A 21,150-nucleotide genomic window follows, 5' to 3' on the forward strand; every position below is an offset into this window, starting at 1 on the left:
TTAGGTCGGTTTAATTGACACTGCCCTGTGCTGCGGTATAATACAGCCGGCATATCAGCCATATGCTGCTCAGGCCATTTTCACGCTAACGCAGGGCTGGCAATTGTGCGCGGCGGCGCAACCATTAGGAGCACGACTATGTTTGGCTTGCAACTTCCAGAATTGCTGATCATTCTGGTCATTGTGATCGTCCTGTTTGGCGCTTCGCGTCTGCGTGGGCTTGGTGGCGCGCTTGGCGGCAGCATCCGCGAGTTCAAAACTGCGGTGCGCGATGAGCAGAGCCCCGAAGCCAAAGCTGAGAAAGCTGAAAAAATCGAGTCGTAGCGCTTTTGGCGCAACTGCTCGGCAACGCAAAACGGGCCATCGGCAGGGCGCGAGCCCGCTACCAGAAGCCGCGACGCTTCGCGACGGCTCGGCACGGCATTCGATATGTGCCAGCGGGGGCGTGTGCGCTTCGGCTGGCATTTTTATGCCCAGCGGGTAGCGATGGCCGGGGATGTGGCGCGGCGTTGTAAGCCGGGCCACCGATAGATGGAAATACCAACATGGCAGGTGAATTTTTTGACCGCGCCCAGATCCATATTGCCGCCGGCTCTGGCGGCGATGGCTCGGCATCGCTGCGCCGCGAGGCGCATGTGCCACGCGGTGGCCCCGACGGCGGGGATGGCGGGCGCGGCGGGCATATTTACATTCTTGCCGATCAGCACCTGAATACGCTGCTGCCCTTCCGCGAAAAGAATCGCTTCAAGGCAGCGCGGGGCGGCGGCGGCGGCGGCTCGCGCAAGCATGGCCGCGACGGCGAAGACATGGTGATTCGCGTGCCGCCGGGCACGGTTGTGCGCGCCACCATCGACGACGAGCCCTACGAGGTCGACCTGACTGCGCCGGGCATGCGTTTGCTGGCCGCGCGCGGCGGCAAGGGCGGGCTGGGCAATGTTCATTTCGCCACTTCAACCCACCAGACACCGCGCATCGCCGAGCTGGGCCAGCCGGGCGAAGTGTTCGAGATCGACCTTGAGCTGAAGCTGCTGGCCGATGTTGGGCTGGTTGGCTTCCCGAACGCCGGGAAATCGACCCTGCTCTCGATCATCAGCGCGGCGCGGCCCAAGATCGGCCACTATCCCTTCACAACGCTCCAGCCCAACCTGGGCGTGGTGGCGCTGGGCGATTTCTCGTTTGTGGTTGCCGACATTCCCGGCCTGATCGAAGGCGCGCATCGCGGCGTGGGCCTGGGCTTCGATTTCCTGCGCCATGTCGAGCGCACCCGCCTGTTGATTCACCTGGTGGACGCGGCGGGCGTGGACGGGCGCGACCCGCTGGAGGATTTTCAGAAGATCAACGACGAGCTGCGTCTGTACCAGCCCGAGCTGGCCAAGCGCCCGCAGATCGTCGCGCTCAACAAAACCGACCTGCCCGAGGCACAGGCCAACCTGCCGCGTCTGCGCGCCGCCCTTGCCAGCGAGGCCGTGTTCGAAATCTCGGGCGCAACCCGCAGCGGCATCGACGCGCTGGTGCAGGCCATGGCCGAGCGCCTTGCCACCATTCCCGCGCCCGACCGCACGCCGCGCGAAGAAGAGCTGTCCTGGCCCGTCCCCGAAGTCGACGAGCGCGTGTTCAGCGTCGAGCCCGAGGGCACGGGCTGGCGCGTGCGTGGCAAGCGCATCGAGCGCCTGATCTCAATGACCAACTTCGCCCAATCCGAAGCCCTGATGCGCATCCAGCGCGTGCTGGAGGCCAGCGGCATCAGCGCCGCGCTGCTGAGCGCGGGCGTGCAAGAGGGCGACCCGGTGTATATTGAAAAAGCTGAGCTGATCTGGTCCGATCAGGAATAGTGCTGCGGCACCTGCGGGCAGGCCACGAACGCCGGCCCGCAGGTGCCACGTATGCAGTGTTGTGGGGAAACGCGTGGCCGATATCACTGAGGAAACCAGAATCGCCGATGCGCCCGAGCTGCTTCCACCCAGCCAAACCGCGCTCTACCCTGCGCGGCCTTCCTCATTCTGGCAACGCAACAGCGCAAGCATGGCGCTCGCCACGCTCGATGCCATCCTGATCTTCATGTCGTTCGCGCTGGCCTACTGGCTGCGCTACGAGGTTCGCTGGCCGGCGCCATTCAACAGGATCATTCAGGAAGTTCTCACGATCAACTCCGTGCCGTTCGACAACTTCCTGCCCTACGTCGCGCTTCTCACCATCTCGCTGCTGGCGCTTTTCGCGATGAAAGGCGTGTACCGTCTGCCGCGCAACGCCGGCCTGCTCGACCACCTCGGGCCAGTCATCAGCGCCAGCACCACTGGCATTGCGCTGGTCGTGCTCTTCACAATTATTCAGCGCCCACTCTACTCGCGCCTGATCTACGCGCTGGCGTGGGTCATTATTATCGCCAGCATCGGCCTGTCCCGCGCAACGCTGATCAACATTCGCCGCTGGCGCTGGACACACGGCGTCGGGCGCGAGCGTGTGCTGGTAGTGGGTGGCACCGGCCTGGGCCGGCAGGTGATGGACAGCATTGTAGCGCAGACCTTTCTGGGCTACTCGCTGGTGGGCTACCTCGAAGATCGCGACCTGCCGCGCACCGAACGCCGCGACGGCCATTTCCGCTACCTGGGCGTGGTGCAGCAGCTTGAGCACGTGCTGCAAAGCCAGCCGGTCAACCTGGTGATTATTGCGCTGCCCTTCTGGGAGCACCATCGCCTGCCCGAGATCGTGCGGCTCTGCCGCGCCGCGCAGATTGAGTTCCGCGTGGTGCCCGACCTGTTCGAGCTGAGCTTCGACCGCGTAAATGTGCTGAACCTGAGCGGCATTCCGCTGATCGGCCTGAAGGAACTTTCGCTCAAGGGCTGGAACCTGGTGTTCAAGCGCGCAATCGATCTCACAATCATTGCGCTGGCCGCGCCCATTCTGGTGCCGCTGGTGGGCGCGCTGGTCTGGGCCATCCGCCGCGACTCGCCCGGGCCGGCGATTTTCAGGCAGAACCGCATTGGCCGCGGTGGCAAACCGTTTACCGTCTACAAATTCCGCACCATGGTCGTTGATGCCGAACATCGCAAGGCCGAGCTGGCACAGTTCAACGAAGCCGACGGCCCGATCTTCAAAATGCGCAACGACCCGCGCATGACGCGCTTTGGCGGCTTTCTGCGCCGCACCAGCCTCGACGAGCTGCCGCAGCTGTGGAATGTGCTGCGCGACGAAATGAGCCTGGTTGGCCCGCGCCCACAGCTGCCCGAAGAAGTGTCGCAGTACGAAGAATGGCATTACCGCCGCCTGGAAGTCAAGCCCGGCATGACGGGCCTGTGGCAAGTGCTGGGCCGCAGCGACACCTCCTACGACGAAATGGTGCGGCTCGATATTTACTACGCCGAAAACTGGTCGCCCGGCATGGATGTGCGCATTTTGCTGGAAACTGTGCCAGCAGTGCTGAGCGGCAAGGGCGCGTATTAACAGTCGTTCAGAGTATCCCTGCCCGCGCCAGGACGGTGAACTAACAGGCTACCACTGCTACCAACCATCATTCTGAGGAGCATTTCCATGCGTGTTCTCATTACCGGCGGCGCAGGCTTTCTTGGCTCGCACCTGTGCGATCGCTTTCTGGCCGAAGGCCACACCGTCATCGCGATGGACAACCTGATCACGGGCAGCACCGACAACATTGCCCACCTGGTTGGCCACGAGCGTTTTAGCTACATCAAGCACGACGTTACCAACTACATTTTCCTCGATGGCCCACTCGACGCGATTCTGCACTTCGCCTCGCCCGCCTCGCCAGTCGATTACCTCGAGCTGCCCATCCAGACGCTGAAAGTCGGCGCGCTGGGCACGCACAAAGTGCTGGGCCTGGCCAAAGCGAAAAACGCCCGCTTCCTGCTGGCTTCGACCTCGGAAGTCTATGGCGACCCGCAGGTGCACCCGCAGCAGGAAAGCTACTACGGCCACGTCAACCCGATTGGCCCGCGCGGTGTGTACGACGAAGCCAAGCGCTTTGCCGAAGCCATGACCATGGCCTACTCGCGCTACCACGGCGTCGAAACCCGTATTGTGCGCATCTTCAACACCTACGGCGAGCGCATGCGCCTGCGCGACGGGCGCGTGGTGCCAAATTTCATTCAGCAGGCACTGCGCGGCGAGCCGCTCACGATCTATGGCGATGGCTCGCAGACGCGCTCGTTCCAGTACGTGGCCGACCTTGTGGAAGGCGTGTATCGCCTGCTGATGTCGAACGAAGTCGACCCGGTGAATATTGGCAACCCTTCTGAATACACCATCCGCCAGTTTGCCGAAATGATCAACGTCCTCACTGAAAACAGCGCCGGCATCGTTGCGAAAGACTTGCGCACGCAGGACGACCCGCAGGTGCGCCAGCCGGATATCAGCAAGGCGCAGCGCATCCTGGGCTGGCAGCCATCTGTACCCGTGGAAGAAGGATTGCGCCGGACGATCCCGTGGTTCCGCGAAGAGCTGATCCGCCGCGGCGAACTTTCCTAAGGTGGCGCAGCAGCCACGCCAGCACGCCGGCCGAACAAGCCTGTTGCCCGCACCTCCCGCGCAGCAAGCCCCGCTCGGCCGGCTGCTTGTTGGCCTCGGGCGCGCGCGCCGTCCACTCGGCTGGCTGTTTCTTGCGGGGCTGGTGGCGGCGCTGGCGCTCGCGCCGCTTCCCCGCGCCATGCTGCTTGCGCCCCTGGTTGTCGCGCTGCTGCTCGCCCCGTTCGACCCGATCATTGGCGTGTGCCTCGCCATCCTCTCAGTTCCCGCACAAGACCTCGTGCAGTTCCCAGGCGGCCTGAGCCTGACGCAGGCGGCCATGCTGCTGGCAGTGGCAAGCGTCGCACTCGAATGGCTGCTCAAGCCGCCACAAATGCCCACCAACTTGCCCGCGCGCACGCTGCTGCCCTGGCTCGGCATGCTGTGGGCGCTCGGCCTTGCCACCGCCGTCACGCCCTTCTCGACCACGGATGCACTGAAAGAAACCTTGCGCTGGGGCGAAGCCTTCGTGATCTGGCTATTTGCGCTCACCGCCGTGCGCCGACGGTGGCATCTGGCCGCCCTGCTGGCGTGTTTGCTGCTCGCGCCCTTTGCCGAGGCGCTCATCGGCCTGGGGCAGTTTGCGCTTGGCGCTGGGCCGCCCAGCTTCCGCATCGCAGCAGGATTACCGTTTGTGCGCGCCTATGGCACAATCGGCCAGCCCAACTCCTTCGCAGGCTACATAAACATGGCCTGGCCGCTGGCATTATCCTTCGCGCTGGGGCTGAGCTGGCAGGCGTGGCGGCGCGAACCACAGCGCCCGCGTGCTGGCCTGCTGCTGGCTGGTGCGTGGCTCCTCGCGGCAACACTGCTGGCCGCGCTGCTGGCCTCGTTCTCGCGCGGGGCCTGGCTGGGCGCAGTAGTTGGCCTGCTTGGAATGGCGCTGGCGCTGGGCGGGCGGGCGCGCTGGGCCGCGCTCCTGGCGCTCGGGCTGGGCGCGCTGGCGCTGCTATTTGGTGGCATCGGACTGCTGCCGGCCGCGCTGGCAAGCCGCCTTGCCAGCATCACCAGCTACCTGCTGCCCTTCGATGCCAGCGCCGTGGCAATCACACCCGCGAACTTCGCGGTGGTCGAGCGCATGGCGCAGATTCAGGCCGGCTGGCGCATGTTCATGGCCCACCCGCTCACCGGCATTGGGCCCGGCAATTACAGCAACGCCTATCCCTTCTTTGCAATCGGACCCTGGTATGTTTCGCGCGGCCACGCCCACAACTATTATGTCCATATCGCCGCCGAAAGCGGGCTGTTTGGCCTGCTGGCCTACGGGCTTTTGTTGGGCGGCGTGTTGCGGCAGGCGTGGCACACATTACGATCTGTTAAGACCACTATCAGGCGCAGTATTGCCATCGGATGTTGTGGTATCATTGCAGCGGTGGTAGGACATGACGTATTCGAGAACCTGCACGTGCTGAGTATGGGCATTCAGCTCGCAGCCGTGTGGGCCCTTCTCGGCGCCCTTGCGAAACCAGAGCAACGCCCGCACAACCAGAGTTTACAAAGCACAAAGAATGGGAGTTGAAGCATGCGCTACCTTGTCACGGGTGGGGCCGGTTTTATTGGCAGCCACCTTGCCGACCATCTGCTCGCGCGCGGTGAAGAAGTTATCTGTGTTGATAATTTTAACGATTACTACGCCCCTGCCCGCAAGCGGCGCAACATTGCTGCCGCGCTGACCAAACCGGGCTATACGCTTGTCGAAGGCGATTTCCGCGATCAGGAACAAATGCAGGAGCTGTTTGCCACGCACCGCCCGCAGCGCATTGCACACCTGGGCGCAATGGCCGGGCCGCGCCCTTCGGTGCAGCGCCCGCTGCTGTATGAAGACGTGAATGTGCGCGGCAGCGTCAACCTGCTCGACATCGCGCGGCAGCACGGCTGCGAAGGCTTTGTGCTCGCCTCCACGTCGTCGGTGTATGGGCAGGCGCCCACGCCCTGGACGGAAGACCTGGCGACCGACCGGCCACTTTCGCCCTATGCCGCCACCAAGAAAGCCGCCGAGGTGCTGGCCTACACCTTCCACTACCTCTACCAGATGCCAACGCGAGTGGTGCGCTTCTTCACGGTCTACGGCCCGCGCGGCCGCCCCGACATGACGCCCTACGTCTTTGTCGACGCGATGATGCAGCGCAAGCCGATCACGCTGTTCAACGGCGGCGAAGGTGTGTACCGCGACTGGACATATGTCGACGATATTGTGTCGGGCGTGGTCGCCGCGCTCGATAGCGATATTCCGTTCGATATTTTCAACCTCGGCAATTCCAGCCCGGTGCAGCTGCGCGATTTCATTGCGCTGCTCGAGCAGGTGACCGACCTGGAAGCCATTATCGACTCCAAGCCGCTGCCCGCCGCCGACCCACCGATCACCTACGCGAATGTCGAGAAAGCGCGGCAATTGCTGGGCTTCGCGCCCCAAACCTCAATGCAGCAGGGTCTTGAAAACTTCTGGGCCTGGTATCAGGAAGAAGTGCTGACTCCTGCGCGCTAAACTGGCGCGTATGCGGCCCGCCCATGCCTGCGTACGCCCACACAATCAGCAGCGGCGAATGGCCGGCGCGCGCACCCAACCGTGCACGCGCCGGCCCGACTAATGGTACAATAGCGCCCGCTGCTGATAAACGAGGAGTACGCAAGACCGACATGATCGAAGGACCAACCACTGGCGTCTCGGGGCATGATGAACAGCCGGTGAACCACGAATCGCCCGCCGAAATCGAAGTCGAACGCTCCGGCTTCTCGCTCGGCAAATCGCTCCGCAACCCACGCACCCTCATCTCATTCGCCCTGGCGATAGCGATTATTCTCTTCATTGTTCGCGGGCTCGACATCGACCTGGCCAAAACCTGGGAATATATGCGCGGCGCAAACCTGTGGCTGCTGCTCTCAGGCTTTGCTGTGTTCTACCTGACTTTCCCACTGCGCGCCATCCGCTGGCGGCTGCTGCTGACCAACGCTGGCGTGCCAGTGCACGAAGGCCGCAAAAGCTGGGCCTCGCTGCCTGCGCTGATGGAATACTTGTTCCTCTCCTGGTTCGCGAACTGCATCGTGCCAGCCAAACTGGGCGACGCCTACCGCGGCTACCTGCTCAAGCACAACGGGCGCGTCTCGTTCTCGGCCACCTTCGGCACAATCTTCGCCGAGCGCCTGCTCGACATGCTTGGCCTGTTCACCTTCCTGGTGATCTCGGGCTGGTCGGTATTTGGCACGCACCTGCCGCGCGAAACCAATGTGATCTTTATTTCCGGCCTGGTGCTGGTGGTGCTGATCATTGGGGGGCTGGCGGGCATGCGCTGGTTCAGCCCATTCCTGCGCCGCTTCATGCCCGAACGCCTGCTGGCAAAATACGAGCCCTTCGAGGCCGCCGCGCTCAGCTCGTTTAAGCCGCGCGTGCTGCCCGCGCTGACGCTGCTGACGGGCATGGTCTGGCTGCTGGAAGGCTTCCGGCTCTTCTTCGTCATTCAGGCGCTCGGCGCTGAGGGCCTGCACCTCACCCTGCCGGTGATCATTTTTGTGGCGCTGGCTTCTTCGCTGCTGACGGTCATTCCCTTCACGCCCGGCGGCCTGGGCGTGGTTGAAGGCGCGGTGACGGCTGTGCTGCTGGCCCTGCCGGTTGCGCCCGGTGCCGAGCCGGTGAGCCGCGCGCTGGCTGTGGCGGTTACCTTCCTCGACCGCACGATCAACTTCTGGAGCATCATCATTTTTGGGTTGCTGCTCTACCTTTTCAGCAAGCGCAAGTAAGTTACGGATCGTGCGTGCCACGTTGCAGGAACTGCACGCACAACCGGCGCTTGTGCGGGTATAACGTGGGCATATGCACATCGGTATCGATTACACTGCGGCGGTATGGCAGGGTGCCGGGATTGGCCGCTACACGCGCGAGCTGACGCGCGCGGTGATAGCGCAGGGTTCAGAACACCGCTACACCTTGTTCTACGCAGCCGGCGGCATCGGGCAGAGCAGCCCTTTCCTGGCCGAATTGCGGCAGCTCTGCGCGGCCCACCCCGCCGTGCGCGCAGTGCCGATCCCGATTGCGCCGCGCCGCCTCACCCAGATCTGGCAGCGCCTGCGCATTCCTATGCCGATCGAGCTATTCACCGGGCGGCTGGATGTGCTGCATGCGCCAGATTTTGTGCTGCCGCCCACGCGCGCCCGCACGCTCCTTACCATCCACGATCTGTCGTTTCTGGTGCACCCCGAGCTGGCCGCGCCCGGCATGGTGCGCTACCTGAGCAGCGCGGTGCCGCGCTCGATTCGGCGGGCGAATGGCGTGATTGCCGACTCGGAAGCGACTCGCCAGGCGCTCGACCAGCTGCTGCCCGATGCGCGCCGCTCGATCGAGGTCGTGTACCCGGGCGTAGACCCGCGCTTTCACCCGCTGCCCGTTGCCGATGCCGAAGCGGTGCGCCTGCGGCTGCACCTGCCTGCGCGCTTTCTGCTGTTTATAAGCACGCTGGAGCCGCGCAAAAACCTGGTGCGCCTGCTCGAAGCCTTTGCGCGCCTGGCCGAACAGCCCGCCACGCGCGACCTGCACCTGGTGATTGGCGGTCGGCGCGGCTGGCTCTACGACGATATTTTCGCCACGATCGAGCGGCTGAATTTGGGCGAGCGCATCCGCCTGCTCGATTTTGTGGATGACAAGGACCTGCCCGCATTGTATAATCTCGCGTGGGCGTTCACCTACCCATCGATCTACGAGGGCTTTGGGCTGCCGGCGCTTGAGGCGCTTGCATGCGGCACACCCGTGCTCACCGCAAACAATTCGAGCCTGCCCGAGGTGGTGGGCGACGCGGCCGTGCTGGTCGATGCCGAAAGCGTGGACTCGATTGCTGCGGGGCTGGCGCGCATCAGCGCCGACGAAACCTTGCGCACTGCGCTCAAAGCTGCCGGCCCGGCGCGCGCCAGCCGCTTTCGCTGGGAGCAGGCCGCGCAGCAAGTCCTTCAGGCATACGATCGCGTGGCGCGCCAGCAGCGGGCAACGCGCTAACAAGCCCACTGCGAAGGGAGAAACACAACAGGCATGGCACAGCACCCGAACATTCCGCAGGGGGTGTATAGCACAGATATCCCGGGCGGGCCAAGCTTCACGCTGGCACGCCGGCTTTCGCAAACCTTCCACCCGATTCTCTTGAACCTGGCCTCGTTTCTGATTGTCGGGTTCAACGCGCTCGGCACGCGCGCGGCCGGCCTCGGGTGGGCGGTGCTCTGCATTCTGGCAATGCTGGTGCCGCCAATTGTGTTCTACTATGTACGCTTGCGGCAGGGCGCATACAGCGATGAAGATATTTCCGTGCGCGAACAGCGCAATGAGCTGTACCTGTTTGGCCTGGTGTGGGTGCTGATCGCCTCGCTTGGGCTGGCACTGCTTGGCGCGCCACGGCCCTTTCTGGCGCTGATGGTCTCGGCGCTGGGCCTGGGCCTGAGCAGCGGGCTGATCAACCTGTTCTGGAAGATCAGCGCGCACTCCAGCGCCATCGCATCGGCGGCGACAATTGCCATGCTCTACTGGCTGCCGCTGGGCGTGCTGCTGTGGGTCTGCGCTGTGGCGGTTGGCTGGGCGCGCGTGCGTACGCGCAACCACACGCCAATGCAGGTACTGGCTGGCTTCGCCCTGGCCACCGCCATCATCATGCTGGCGTTTGGCACGATAGGGCTCTATGGCTAAGGCAGAGCCGCGCAACGATGCGCGTCCCAATTCATAATGATGCAGGATTTTTAGAGGAGGGCAAGCAATGGCTACCGTAACAATGGGCAAAGGTAAACTCGCCGGCATCGAGGCATGTGCCGACGAGCACGGCGTGATTGCCGCCGCCGCGATGGATCAGCGTGGCTCGCTTCAGAAGGCGATCGCGAAAGCACGTGGCGAGAACGGCACCGCGTCGGCCGAGGATCTCGGGGCGTTCAAAACCGCAGTGACGCGCATTCTCACCAAAGATTCGAGCGCCATTCTCATGGACCCCGAGTTCGGCCTGGATGCAATCAAGGCCCGCGCGCCGGGAACGGGCGTGCTGCTGGCCTATGAGAAGACTGGCTACGACGCAACCGTGAAGGGCCGCCTGCCCGACCTGCTGCCCGAGTGGAGCGTGCGCCGTCTGGTGGAAAACGGTGCCGACGCCATCAAGATTCTGCTGTACTACAACGCCTTCGACGACGAGCGCGTCAACACGATCAAGCACGCCTTTATCGAGCGCATTGGCGCTGAGTGCGCCGCCGTCGATGCGCCATTCTTCCTCGAGCCGCTGGCCTACGACGACTCGATTGGCGACGAAAAGGGCTTTGAGTTCGCGAAAGTCAAGCCCCGGTACGTTACCAAGTACATGGAAGAATTCTCCAAACCGCGCTATGGCGTGGATGTGCTCAAAGTCGAAGTGCCGGTGAACGTCAAGTTCGTCGAGGGTTCGCGCGCCTATGGCGGGCAGACCGCCTATACCCGCACCGAGGCCATGACGCACTTCAAGGATGCCGCCTCGGCCGCGACCAAGCCGTTCATCTACCTCAGCGCGGGCGTCACCGACGAGATCTTCCGCGAGACGCTGGAGCTGGCCGCCGAGGCTGGCACGCCATTCTCGGGCGTGCTGTGTGGCCGCGCCACCTGGCAGGATGCCATCCCGATCTACGCGCGCGAAGGCACGGCCGCGCTGGAGGCGTGGCTGGAAGATCGCGGCTTGCAGAACATCCATTTGCTGAATGAGGTGCTGGCAAAGGGCGCCAAGCCATGGTGGACGATCTACGGCGGCAAGGAGAACATCGAAGTTGTGGGCTAAACACTAACACAGCCATCAAGCCGGGAGACTCACATCTTCCGGATTGATAATTCCTGGCTGACCTCAGCCCAATAATACTTGAAATAACCACCAAGACACCAAGACACCAAGGATTTCAGCATACGAAAATCTTGGTGTCTTGGTGTCTTGGTGGTAAATTGTTCCTGGCGCTTTGGAAAGTACTGGCGCTAGCCTAGGGTGCCATTCCGTTGCGGCGCAGTGCGCTCCACCGGGTTCTGGAAGCGATAGCCCACACCACGCACGGTATGAATCATCAGGGGGTTAGCCGGGTCGGCTTCGAGCTTTTCGCGCAGCCAGCGAATATGCACATCGATCGTCCGGTTCGAGCCAGGGAACTCACTGCCCCACACTCGCTCCAGCAGCAGATCGCGCGAAAGCGCCACGCCACTGTTGTACATCAGGCAGGTCAGCAGGTCGAATTCCTTATAGGAAAGCTCAATCTCCTGATCGCCCAGCCACACCTGCCTGCTCACGCGATCAAGCCGCAGCTCGCCGGCCTGCAACACATCGGCCTGGGGGGCATGGCGCGTGCGCTCATTCCAGCGCAAAATCGCCCGCACGCGCGCCAGCAGCTCGCCCATGCTGAAGGGCTTGACCACATAATCGACCGCGCCCAGCTCAAGGCCGGCAATGCGATGCGATTCATCCTGCAGCGCCGTCAGCAGAATAATTGGCACCACCCGTTCGCGCGTGAGTGTGCGGCAGAGCGAAAAGCCGTCCATTCCCGGCAGCATAATGTCAAGAATTATTAACGCAGGTTGAAGCTGGCGCGCGCGTTCCAGCCCCGTAATCCCGTCATAAGCGGCCTCGGCTGTAAAGCCGGCCCGTTCGAGATTATAGCAAAGCGTTTCGCTGAGCACGATCTCATCTTCAATTACCAGAATTGTTGTCATAAATCCGCGTCGTCCGCAAGCAGCGAGGCATGCCCATCGCGCATGCCAGCGCGACCGTTATGGTGTGGCAGGAAAACGCACATCAATCGCATCTTCTGCCCGCGCCAAAAGAGATTATTTCATAGTCATAATGTATGCGAGATATATTAAGCTCAAGTTATCTGGAAGTTAAAATAATCGGCTTTACTACGCTTATGCTACTTGTTTGTGACACAAACTAGCAACCGAGCTGTTCACGATCTGTCATTACGCACGCCTTGACGATGCAAATTGCCGACATATATAATAGCCGCAACAACCTGCACAACATCTCCACCACCTTTCAGCAAAATAGCGGCTTCCACTTCATCCCTCGTTAGGCCGCATCGTATGAATCGGGGAATTCGAATGCAGTATGACACTAGCCGAATGACGAAAGCCGTTCGTGGGAACGCTAACCCGCTCGATGATGTCGAGCAGAAATTGCGCCATACCATCTTTGGGCAGGATCGCGCCATTGAGGCAATTACGCGCCTGCTCAACCGCGCCCGCTACGGTTTCTCGGCCGGCAATCCGCGCCGCCCGCGCGCGACGCTCCTGTTTCTTGGGCCAACTGGCGTGGGCAAAACTGCCACGGCCCGCCGCCTGGCCCAGCTCCTGCGCCCCGACGGCGAGGCATTTCTGAAAATCGACTGCTCACTCTTCAGCCAGGGCCACGAAGTTTCTGCACTTGTTGGCGCGCCGCCGTCGTATGTTGGGCGCGATCAGAAGCCGCTGCTAAACCCCGACATTATCGAGCAGGATAATAGCGTTGTGCTGTTTGATGAGATCGAAAAAGGCCAGCCCGAGCTGTGGAACCTGCTGCTCCAGATCATGGAAGATGGCGAGATTCTGCTGCTGAACGGCGGGCGGCGCGTCTCATTCCAGAGCAGTATCGTCGTGCTTACCACCAACGTCGGCGCGAAAGAAATGGTCGACTATCTCGACCGCCGCACAATCGGCTTCCGCACCGCGCAGAAGGACGTTGAGGCAACTGGCCAGCAGATCTACCAGATTGGCTTTGAAGCTCTCCAGCGCGTCTTCCAGCCCGAATGGATCAACCGCCTGGATGAGATCATCGCCTTCCGCCCACTGTCGAGCGACATTTTGCGCGCCGTGCTTGAGCGCATGCTGAAAGAAGCGAACGATCAGTACCTGCGCCACGGCATCAGCCTTGAGCTGACCAACGAAGCCAAGGAATATTTGCTGCATAAAGGCTTCGAGCCACGCTTTGGCGCGCGCCCGCTGCGCCAGCAGTTGCTCAAGCTGGTCGAAGCACCAATGGCCGATCTGCTGGCTTCGGGCGGCATTCCCGAAGGCAGCCGAATTATCGTCGTCGCTTCTGGTGTCGATACCTATGGCCAAGCGCTCGAATTCCTGTACGAGCCTGCGCCCGAGCTGCTGCTGCAAGCGCAGGAGCTGCGCGCTGCCGAAGTTGGGCGATCATCGACGGACGGGCCGCAGCAGCCAAGCGTGGGCCTTTCGACCGACCGTGGCAGCACGATGGAGCACTCGGCCGGGCCGATCGCGTCGCGCGGGCCGCGTGTCACGCCCCGGCGCGGCTTCGACACTGGCGGCCGCAACAACCTCGATTAACAAGCTTGCTTCCAACAACAAACGGGCGCTGCCATGGCAGCGCCCGTTTGTTGTTGGTTGGGGAAAAGCGTTATTCTGCGGTTTCGACATCATGGCCGACAGCCTGCGCCACACCTTCGACTTTGGCAGCAGCCAGGCCACGCTCAAGATCTTCGCGGTCGGGGATGGCGCTAATGCCCACACCCTCGACACTGCGCGCGGCCACATAGGCTGCATAGCGCGCCGCCTCAAAAGCATTGCCCGTTTCGCGCAGGCGGGCGAACAGCGTGGCGGCAAACACATCGCCCGCGCCGGTTGGGTCGCGCTCGTCGGCGGCGAAGGCGGTGATGTGATAGGGCACGCCTTCAGCGTAGAGCGTTGCGCCCTGCGAGCCGCGCGTCACCACCACCAGGCGGCAGTGCTGCGCGTAGCTCTTTGCCAGCGCCTCGTCGCCGCGCACGTCTTCAATGCTCAGCACCAGTGCGTCGATGCGCTCAAGCACAGAAGGAGCTGGCTGCCACGGCTCAAAAATAATTGGGCCGGGTAGTGGCTCTTCCCAGCGGCGCATCCAGCCTTGCGGCGTCACGCCCAGCAGCGAGTTCGGGAAAGCGAACACAAGCTCCTGCGGGGTTTCGCCCAGGATGGGGCCAAGATGCACAACCGAGGCGTCGCGCCATTCTGGCGGAATGGCTTCCAGCGTAATCGGCTGCGACGATGTGTGCAGGATCTGCTTGCGGCCCTGCGGCGTATAGATATTTTCAAAGGTTGGCGGCGTGGGCGAAGGGTGAAAGGCCAGCTCAATCGCGTCGGGCCAGTGGGCGGGCATTTCGGCGGGCGCCGACACCACGGCCACGCGCAGCCCCAGGCGGTAGGCAGTCAGCGCCGCATATAACGACGTGCCGCCCGGGATCGTCGACCGATCCGGCAGCACGTCGCGTGTGACATGGCCAAGCATTAAATAATCAGGCTTCATAAGCTGTCATCTGTCGCTAGGGCAGCTTGCGCCGCCGTGCTGATAATTCATGCCACTACAGACGACCGCCGCAGCCCCCAGGTTACTGCTTGGCAGGGTAGATTACAACCTTGCGGTTTTCGCCCTCGCCACTGCTCTCGGTATACACCGTCGGGTCGGGGCGCAGGGCGAGGTGAACAATACGGCGTTCGTAGGCACCCATTGGCTCAAGCGTCAGCGGGCGGCCGCTTTGGCGCACCCGGTCGGCCATGCGGCGGGCCAGGCCCTCAAGCGATTCCTGGCGGCGCTGGCGGTAATTGCCAACATCAACAACCACCTGCGGCCACTTCTGCACCTTGCGGCTGACCAGAAGGTTGACCATAAACTGCACCGAGCGGAGCGTTTCGCCGCGCCGACCGATCAGCAGGCCCATGGCTTCTTCATCCGCACCCTCGACATGCAGTGTGATGGTTTCTTCTGGCTCGCCGCGCTGGCCAGGCACCGTGCTGCGCACCGCCGTCACATAGCCATGGATGTCCATGCGCTCAAGCAAATCTTCAAGAATGCGGCGCGCAATCTGGTCGACGCTGCCATTTGCCACAGGCTCAGGGCTTTCGGCGGCTTCTTCATCATCATCAACCGACGTGACGCGAACCAGCGCTTCTTCTTCTTCGTTGCCGGCTTCCAGCACCTCGATAGCGACCTCGTCGCGATCCTTGCCGAGCTGGGCCAGCGCTAGCTGTATCGCCTCAGCGACCGTACGCGCGCTGATCTCAATGCTCTTCATATATCCCTCATCGTGCGCCGTTCGTTACTCACAATTAGGAGCGGCGCGCTTTTCGGCGGCGTGGATTCTCTTGGTTCAGCTGCCGGCGAACATCACTCAATGCCTGCTCGGTAGCTGTGTCGCTGCTTTCTACCACATCCGCTGAGCCGCCAGCTGCGCCAGCCGCGCCCTGCTCGGTCAGTGGCCGCAGCACATCCCAGAAGCCCAGCTTCTCGCCCGGCGCTTCTTCGGCCTCGGGCGCGCTGCTTGTAACAACCTGCGGTGCGGATGTGACCGGCGGAAGCAGGCCACCCGTGGTTGGCAGGAAGGTCAGGTAGTTCGCCAGCGAGCCCCAACCCGAAATGACATACTGCTGGATCATTGAAAGAATGCTGCCGATCACCCAGTATAGCACGGCGCCAGCCGGAAAGGTGAAGCCGAGATAGCCAAACATCAGCGGCAGCACCAGCATCGACTGGGTCATGGCCTTTTGCTGCGGGTCCTGTACGCGCGGCGTCGCCATCAACTGAACAATCAGCTGGAATACGACCGAAAGCACACCCAGCACATAAATTGGGTCGGGCTTGCCAAGGTCGGAAATCCACAGAAAGCCGCCATTCAGCTGCGACTGACCAATTTTCGCCGCCACCAGCGTAGCGACATTCGCGCCATTATTGGAGAGCACATCGATCATGGTGCCAACCGCGTGCCCGGCCGGCGACGACTGGGTGAGATGCAGCACCGCCTGATAGACGCCGATGAAGATCGGGAACTGCAGCAGCATCGGCAAACAGCCGCCAGCCGGGTTGACCTTGTACTCGCGATAGAGCTTCATGGTCTCTTCGGTCAGCTTCTGCTGATCTTTGCCGTGTTTGCGCTGAAGCTCTTTCAGCTGCGGCTGCAATTCCTGCATTTTCCGCGTCGACTGGAGCGATTTCAGCGTGAGGGGCAGAATGATCAGGCGCGCGAGGACGGTGAAGAGGATGATTGCCAGGCCAGCCGCGCCCGGGATGCCAGCACCCTGAAACCAGGTATAGAACGTGAGCAGGACATTTTCGAGAAAGCCGACAAAGATCGTCCAGATATTACCCATAGTTAGTAGCCCTTTGATGTATTAGCCACCTGCCGATTGCTCGCCGCGCCAGAGACCGGCGCGCTGCAAAAGCTGCTGTACACAGGCTTGCAGTTCGGGAAATGCGACAGTTGCCACAGCCGGGCTTCGCACAACAAAGACGAGATCCCAGCCGGGGGCGATGTGGTCGTATGCCAGGCGCACTGCTTCGCGTAGCCGCCGCCGCGCGCGATTGCGCTCAACCGCCTTGCCGATGCGCTTGCTTACAATGAAACCACAGCGCGAACCACGGCGGCGGTTGCTCGCCGCATTGAGTGCAACGAGTGAGCTTCCCCAGCTCCGGCCTTCGCGGCGCGCGCGCTGGAATTGATCGGGGCGGCGGAGGCGATACGCGCGCTTCATTCATCGTGCGCCAGCGCCGCATATACCATACCCGCCAGCACTACCACGAGCGCCAGCGGGCGAGTATATGCCGGGCGGCTACTAATTTAGCGGTGCCCACGGCGAATTTCGCGGCGCTCGTTGCTGACGGTCAGCCGCCAGCGGCCACGCAAGCGGCGGCGTTTCAGAACCGCGCGCCCATCCTTGGTGGACATACGGTCAAGAAAACCATGCTTACGACGACGGGGAATTCGTTTTGGTTGCCAGGTTCGCTTCGGCATTGTATACCTCGTGCCTGCACGTGCCGTCACAATGCAGGTATATGCGTATCCAGGACGTGTTGTTATCGATGCCGGCGGCCGGCAAAACACACTGCGCGCCATTATACAAAGGAACGGAGTGGGCTGTCAAATGCGCCGGTGGCTTTACAAAGGCGCAGACATGCGTGCTGGCGTGGCACACCGTTGAGCCGAGGCCAGCGGATGCTGGATGCATCCGTCAGCCTCGGCTCACACCCTTACCAGAAACGCGCTTACTCGTCGTCGTTCATCTGCTGCAAAGTGCGGCGGATGGCGTCGCGCTGTCGTCGCGTGTAGCGATCGTCAAAATCGCCCTCGTCTTCTTCCTCGGTGCGGCGCTTGCGGTCGCGCTTGCCCGAGGTGGCGCCGCCGAACTTCGACAGCAGGTCCTCGATTGTTGCGTCACCGGTGAAGGCCTCCTCGGGCTCCTCGGTTGAGGTGTACACCTCAGGAGCGCGCGGGGCTTCGTCGCGCTCGCGGCGCGGGCCACGTGGCCCACGATCTTCGCGGCGGCCACCACCGCCGCCGCCACGCTCTTCGCGCGGCTCGGTTGGCGCTGACGCTTCACGCGGGCGGTCTTCCAATCGCATCGAAAGGCTGATGCGCTTGCTGCCCGAGTCGATGTCCAGCACGCGAACCTTGACGGTGTCGCCGACCTTGACCGCATCCTCGACCTTGCCGATACGCTGCTCGGACAGCTCGGAGATGTGAACCAGACCGTCGCGGCCCACGCCAATGTCAACAAACGCACCGAACGGCGCAAGACCGCTGATGGTGCCTTCGACGATCTGGCCTTTTTCGAGCTGAGCCAGCCGCTGGCCGCGCGCGGCGCGCCGCAGGCTCAGGCTGATGCGCGTGCCATCGGCATCGACTTCCAGCACCTTGAAGGTGTAGGTCTGGCCGACAGTGACCGCATCTTCAGCCTTCTCGATCCGGCCTTCTGCCAGCTCGGAAACGTGCACCAGGCCATCCTTGCCGACACCAATGTCCACAAACACACCGAACGGCGCAATGCCCGTCACCGTGCCTTCGACATTGTCGCCCACGCGCAGGGCCGCCAGCGCGTCGCGGTTCAGCTCGGGCTTCTTGCGCCCGCGCTCGCGCGGCTGGTTGGCGCGCTCTTTCGAGCGCATGGTCAGGCTAATGCGCCGGCCATCCGGATCTACGCTCTTGACGCGCACCTTGACGGTGTCGCCAATCTGCACGACATCGCTCGGCGAATCAATACGCGTATCGCTCATTTCCGAGATATGGACCAGACCATCGCGGCCCACGCCAATATCGACGAAAATGCCATACAGCGCGATCGACGTCACGCGGCCCTCAAGCTCCATGCCGGCATCAAGGTCTTTCACGCGGCGTGGTTTGCCGCTGTCGTCCTCAACCGGGGTGTAGCTTGCGCCTTCGGCCGCCGGCTCCTCTGCGGCAGCCTCGGCAGCGGGCGCCTCAGGCGTGGCCGGAGCTTCTGCCTCAGGCAGGATCAGCGCGGGCTGCGCTTCTGCAACCGGCGCAGCCTCCTCCGCCTCAGCGGGCTGCTCTTCTGCAACCGATGCAGCACCCTCTGCCTCAGTGGAGGGCGCCTCGGCTGCTTCTGTCGCCTCGGCTGCCGCAGGGGCCGCCGATTCTGGCTGCTCTTCCACAGCCGGCTGCTTGGTTTCTTCGGTGTCGGCTACCGCAGTGGCAGCATTCACCAAATCGTCAAGCAGTTCATTCCGCTCCTCAACGGGGCGCTCCTGATCGGTCATGACCAACGATCCTCCTGATAGGTGTTCCAACAGTGCCTGTGTATACCTGTGGCCTGGGTACTGTCCAGCAGTATCCGGGCCATCCTATTTTCGGTTGAGTTCCGAGCGAACCAGATCAGCCAGGCCGCCTTCCTGAATATCTTCGAGGCGATGGTAATGGCCCTTGAGATGATGCGCCAGTTGGCGCGCCAGCCCGCGCTCGAAAATCGGATGCTCGGTATCAATTACCACCGAGCGAATTGATTGCGTGGCCATAAAATCTGCCAGCGCATAGCTCTCGGCCTGTGGCGGCAAATCGCCCATTGCAACATTCGCCTGGCCATCAGTTAAGAGCACCATAAGCGGGATGATCTCCGGGTCGCGCTTGCGCGCCCGGTCGAGCACCTCGTAGCCCATCAGCAAGCCACGCGAAAGTGGTGTTTTACCACCAGTGGGCATGGTTTGCAAATATTTCTGCGCCAGCTCGATGCTGTTTGTTAATGGCAGCAGCAGCGTTGCGTAATCGCGCTGAAATGACACCAGGCCAACCTGATCGCGGCGCTGATAGGCATCCCGCAGCAGCGAAAGCACCGCCGACTTAGTCGCGCGCATGCGCTCGTCGGCCGCCATGCTCCAGCTGGCATCGACTACGAAGCACACAGCATTGCGCGTTTTGCGCACCCGCACCTTCTGGCGCAGGTCGGTTCGCCGTAAGATCACCCGTCGCTCCGCACGCGCCGTGTGATCAGTTTGCTCGTCGCGCCGCTGCCGCTGGTAAATTGCGGCTTCGCGCAGTGTTGCATCGAGCGCCAGGTCAGTTACGCGTTTGGCGCGCCGGCTGGACACATACCGGCCGCTCTTGCGGGTGACTTTGGTTCGGCTGCGTTTGCCGGCGGCTCGCCGCGCCATTCGGTCGCGCTGGCCTTCGAGCTTTCGCGTTTTATACTGGCTGTTCGCCTTGACGATCTTTTCGCCGCTGCCTTTATGCTGGCTTGGCTGATCGCCGTCGGCCATTTGCGCCGATGCGCTGGGCGAACTGCCTTCCTGCTGCTCGGCGTCGCGCTCTTCTTCGCCACCAGCCTGCTGCTCAGTTACGGATGCTTTTTTTTTACACCGTCGCTTGAGGACGAATTGTCGGCAGCTTCTTCACCGGCAGCCCGGTCGAGGATCGCGTTCATGCGCGCCTCGTCGAGCTTCACTTCGGTGAAGGGTTGCCGGCGCATACGGTGCGGCAGCGCCAGCTCGGCCGCCAGGCGAATATCGTCGAGCGCCAGGTTGACGCGGCTTGACCATGCCGCCAGCGTGCGGGCCGTTTCGAGAATGGCGAGGTCGGCGCGGTGGCCGTCGACACCCAGCTCAAGCACCAGGGCAGCGACGGCCGCCATATCGGTGCGCGCAATCTGCACGGCCGGAAGCAGCGCCCGCGCGGCAATAATCCGCTCAGCCAGCTTGTGCTCTTCGCCCTGCCAATCGTCGGCAAACTGCTCGGGGTTGGCGTCGTAGGCCATGCGGCGCTCGATCACGTTCACGCGGCCCGTCACGTCGGTGATGCCGGCGATTTCAACCACCAGGCCGAAACGATCAAGCAACTGTGGCCGCAGCTCGCCTTCCTCGGGGTTCATCGTGCCGACCAGAATAAAGCGCGCCGGGTGCGAGATGCTGATGCCCTCGCGCTCCACGGTGTTCACGCCCATTGCCGCCGCGTCGAGCAGCAGGTCGACAATATGATCGTCGAGCAAGTTCACTTCATCGACATAGAGCAAGCCGCGGTTCGCCTGGGCCAGCAAGCCCGGCTCGAAGCGGCGCTGGCCTTCCGTCAGCGCGTGCTCAAGATCAAGTGAGCCAACCACACGGTCTTCCGAGGCAGCTACTGGCAGTTCGATCAGCGGCGTTGGCCGAGTGACGACCGAAAGCTCCTCGCCGGCATCAAAGCGCGCGCGCACCTCATCCGACATCAGGGATGGCGTGGATGGCGAGCTATTATAGGAATCGCCTGCAACAACGTCGATGGGTGGCAACAGATGCGCCAGGCCACGTACCGCTGTCGACTTCGCGGTACCTTTTTCGCCACGAATAAGCACGCCGCCGACGCGCGGATTTACCGCGTTCAGAAGCAGAGCGCGTTTCAGGCGCTCTTGACCGACAAGCGCGCTAAATGGGTAAATTGGTCGTT

20 protein-coding genes are annotated in these 21,150 nt (G+C 62.5%); 11 read left to right on the forward strand and 9 right to left on the reverse strand.

Going from position 1 to position 21,150, the window contains the following annotated elements:
* The first annotated feature begins 138 nt into the window (after positions 1–138).
* From tatA to M1P90_RS15780, 10 genes are all read left to right on the forward strand, one after another.
* Positions 139–324, forward strand: a complete 186-nt coding sequence (tatA, locus tag M1P90_RS15735; protein ID WP_483703834.1) for a twin-arginine translocase TatA/TatE family subunit — start codon at positions 139–141, stop codon at positions 322–324.
* A 221-nt stretch (positions 325–545) separates the two neighbouring features.
* Complete coding sequence (gene obgE / locus M1P90_RS15740) at positions 546–1,832, forward strand: GTPase ObgE (protein WP_483703836.1); 1,287 nt, start codon at positions 546–548, stop codon at positions 1,830–1,832.
* Positions 1,833–1,905: 73 nt separating this feature from the next.
* Complete coding sequence (locus M1P90_RS15745) at positions 1,906–3,441, forward strand: sugar transferase (RefSeq protein ID WP_483703838.1); 1,536 nt, start codon at positions 1,906–1,908, stop codon at positions 3,439–3,441.
* 87 nt (positions 3,442–3,528) lie between these two features.
* On the forward strand, positions 3,529–4,482 hold the full coding sequence (locus tag M1P90_RS15750) for a UDP-glucuronic acid decarboxylase family protein (protein WP_483703840.1): 954 nt from the start codon (positions 3,529–3,531) through the stop codon (positions 4,480–4,482).
* 43 nt (positions 4,483–4,525) lie between these two features.
* Positions 4,526–6,037 carry an O-antigen ligase family protein gene (locus M1P90_RS15755; protein WP_483703842.1) on the forward strand — a complete coding sequence of 504 codons (1,512 nt, stop codon included), beginning with the start codon at positions 4,526–4,528 and terminating at the stop codon, positions 6,035–6,037.
* Positions 6,038–6,040: 3 nt separating this feature from the next.
* The gene (locus M1P90_RS15760; RefSeq protein ID WP_483703844.1) at positions 6,041–7,003 is read left to right on the forward strand and encodes a GDP-mannose 4,6-dehydratase; all 963 of its coding nucleotides are present in this window, start codon (positions 6,041–6,043) and stop codon (positions 7,001–7,003) included.
* Positions 7,004–7,155: 152 nt separating this feature from the next.
* Positions 7,156–8,253 (forward strand): lysylphosphatidylglycerol synthase transmembrane domain-containing protein, encoded by a 1,098-nt coding sequence (locus M1P90_RS15765; protein WP_483703846.1) that lies wholly within the window; start codon positions 7,156–7,158, stop codon positions 8,251–8,253.
* Positions 8,254–8,326: 73 nt separating this feature from the next.
* Positions 8,327–9,499, forward strand: coding sequence for a glycosyltransferase family 4 protein (locus M1P90_RS15770; RefSeq protein WP_483703848.1), 1,173 nt, complete (start codon positions 8,327–8,329; stop codon positions 9,497–9,499).
* A 33-nt stretch (positions 9,500–9,532) separates the two neighbouring features.
* Complete coding sequence (locus M1P90_RS15775) at positions 9,533–10,177, forward strand: phosphatase PAP2 family protein (RefSeq protein WP_483703850.1); 645 nt, start codon at positions 9,533–9,535, stop codon at positions 10,175–10,177.
* Between the two features lie 67 nt (positions 10,178–10,244).
* Positions 10,245–11,276, forward strand: a complete 1,032-nt coding sequence (locus M1P90_RS15780; protein ID WP_483703852.1) for a tagatose 1,6-diphosphate aldolase — start codon at positions 10,245–10,247, stop codon at positions 11,274–11,276.
* A 188-nt stretch (positions 11,277–11,464) separates the two neighbouring features.
* Here M1P90_RS15780 and M1P90_RS15785 read toward each other — a convergent pair whose 3' ends face one another.
* Positions 11,465–12,190 carry a response regulator transcription factor gene (locus tag M1P90_RS15785; RefSeq protein WP_483703854.1) on the reverse strand — a complete coding sequence of 242 codons (726 nt, stop codon included), beginning with the start codon at positions 12,188–12,190 and terminating at the stop codon, positions 11,465–11,467.
* A 387-nt stretch (positions 12,191–12,577) separates the two neighbouring features.
* Between M1P90_RS15785 and M1P90_RS15790 the strand changes: the two genes are divergently transcribed.
* Entirely contained in the window at positions 12,578–13,804 is a 1,227-nt protein-coding gene (locus M1P90_RS15790; protein WP_483703856.1) for an AAA family ATPase, read from the forward strand.
* 70 nt (positions 13,805–13,874) lie between these two features.
* On the opposite strand, the gene M1P90_RS15795 is transcribed toward M1P90_RS15790, so the two are convergent.
* The 8 genes from M1P90_RS15795 to M1P90_RS15830 form a co-directional block, all read right to left on the reverse strand.
* Entirely contained in the window at positions 13,875–14,756 is an 882-nt protein-coding gene (locus M1P90_RS15795; protein ID WP_483703858.1) for a PfkB family carbohydrate kinase, read from the reverse strand.
* Between the two features lie 82 nt (positions 14,757–14,838).
* Complete coding sequence (gene jag / locus M1P90_RS15800; protein WP_483703860.1) at positions 14,839–15,522, reverse strand: RNA-binding cell elongation regulator Jag/EloR; 684 nt, start codon at positions 15,520–15,522, stop codon at positions 14,839–14,841.
* Between the two features lie 34 nt (positions 15,523–15,556).
* Positions 15,557–16,594: a YidC/Oxa1 family membrane protein insertase gene (locus tag M1P90_RS15805; RefSeq protein WP_483703862.1), complete on the reverse strand. Its 1,038-nt coding sequence runs from the start codon at positions 16,592–16,594 to the stop codon at positions 15,557–15,559.
* 21 nt (positions 16,595–16,615) lie between these two features.
* Positions 16,616–16,975, reverse strand: coding sequence for a ribonuclease P protein component (gene rnpA, locus M1P90_RS15810; protein WP_483703864.1), 360 nt, complete (start codon positions 16,973–16,975; stop codon positions 16,616–16,618).
* Positions 16,976–17,061: 86 nt separating this feature from the next.
* Complete coding sequence (gene rpmH, locus M1P90_RS15815; RefSeq protein WP_483703866.1) at positions 17,062–17,235, reverse strand: 50S ribosomal protein L34; 174 nt, start codon at positions 17,233–17,235, stop codon at positions 17,062–17,064.
* Between the two features lie 251 nt (positions 17,236–17,486).
* A complete protein-coding gene (locus M1P90_RS15820; protein WP_483703868.1) occupies positions 17,487–18,998 on the reverse strand; it encodes a S1 RNA-binding domain-containing protein in 1,512 nt (503 codons plus the stop codon).
* 84 nt (positions 18,999–19,082) lie between these two features.
* Entirely contained in the window at positions 19,083–19,991 is a 909-nt protein-coding gene (locus M1P90_RS15825; RefSeq protein ID WP_483703869.1) for a vWA domain-containing protein, read from the reverse strand.
* Between the two features lie 77 nt (positions 19,992–20,068).
* On the reverse strand, positions 20,069–20,995 hold the full coding sequence (locus M1P90_RS15830) for a magnesium chelatase ATPase subunit I (protein ID WP_483703871.1): 927 nt from the start codon (positions 20,993–20,995) through the stop codon (positions 20,069–20,071).
* Positions 20,996–21,150: the final 155 nt, after the last annotated feature.

This window comes from Kouleothrix sp. 19917 (assembly GCF_057073505.1).

Bases quoted from the DNA above. Each gene is read 5' to 3' on its own strand.
- tatA (WP_483703834.1), top strand. From the start codon at position 139: ATGTTTGGCTTGCAACTTCCAGAATTGCTGATCATTCTGGTCATTGTG.
- obgE (WP_483703836.1), top strand. From the start codon at position 546: ATGGCAGGTGAATTTTTTGACCGCGCCCAGATCCATATTGCCGCCGGC.
- M1P90_RS15750 (WP_483703840.1), top strand. From the start codon at position 3,529: ATGCGTGTTCTCATTACCGGCGGCGCAGGCTTTCTTGGCTCGCACCTG.
- M1P90_RS15760 (WP_483703844.1), top strand. From the start codon at position 6,041: ATGCGCTACCTTGTCACGGGTGGGGCCGGTTTTATTGGCAGCCACCTT.
- M1P90_RS15765 (WP_483703846.1), top strand. From the start codon at position 7,156: ATGATCGAAGGACCAACCACTGGCGTCTCGGGGCATGATGAACAGCCG.
- M1P90_RS15770 (WP_483703848.1), top strand. From the start codon at position 8,327: ATGCACATCGGTATCGATTACACTGCGGCGGTATGGCAGGGTGCCGGG.
- M1P90_RS15775 (WP_483703850.1), top strand. From the start codon at position 9,533: ATGGCACAGCACCCGAACATTCCGCAGGGGGTGTATAGCACAGATATC.
- M1P90_RS15780 (WP_483703852.1), top strand. From the start codon at position 10,245: ATGGCTACCGTAACAATGGGCAAAGGTAAACTCGCCGGCATCGAGGCA.
- M1P90_RS15785 (WP_483703854.1), bottom strand. From the start codon at position 12,190: ATGACAACAATTCTGGTAATTGAAGATGAGATCGTGCTCAGCGAAACG.
- M1P90_RS15790 (WP_483703856.1), top strand. From the start codon at position 12,578: ATGCAGTATGACACTAGCCGAATGACGAAAGCCGTTCGTGGGAACGCT.
- M1P90_RS15795 (WP_483703858.1), bottom strand. From the start codon at position 14,756: ATGAAGCCTGATTATTTAATGCTTGGCCATGTCACACGCGACGTGCTG.
- jag (WP_483703860.1), bottom strand. From the start codon at position 15,522: ATGAAGAGCATTGAGATCAGCGCGCGTACGGTCGCTGAGGCGATACAG.
- M1P90_RS15805 (WP_483703862.1), bottom strand. From the start codon at position 16,594: ATGGGTAATATCTGGACGATCTTTGTCGGCTTTCTCGAAAATGTCCTG.
- rnpA (WP_483703864.1), bottom strand. From the start codon at position 16,975: ATGAAGCGCGCGTATCGCCTCCGCCGCCCCGATCAATTCCAGCGCGCG.
- rpmH (WP_483703866.1), bottom strand. From the start codon at position 17,235: ATGCCGAAGCGAACCTGGCAACCAAAACGAATTCCCCGTCGTCGTAAG.
- M1P90_RS15820 (WP_483703868.1), bottom strand. From the start codon at position 18,998: ATGACCGATCAGGAGCGCCCCGTTGAGGAGCGGAATGAACTGCTTGAC.
- M1P90_RS15825 (WP_483703869.1), bottom strand. From the start codon at position 19,991: ATGGCCGACGGCGATCAGCCAAGCCAGCATAAAGGCAGCGGCGAAAAG.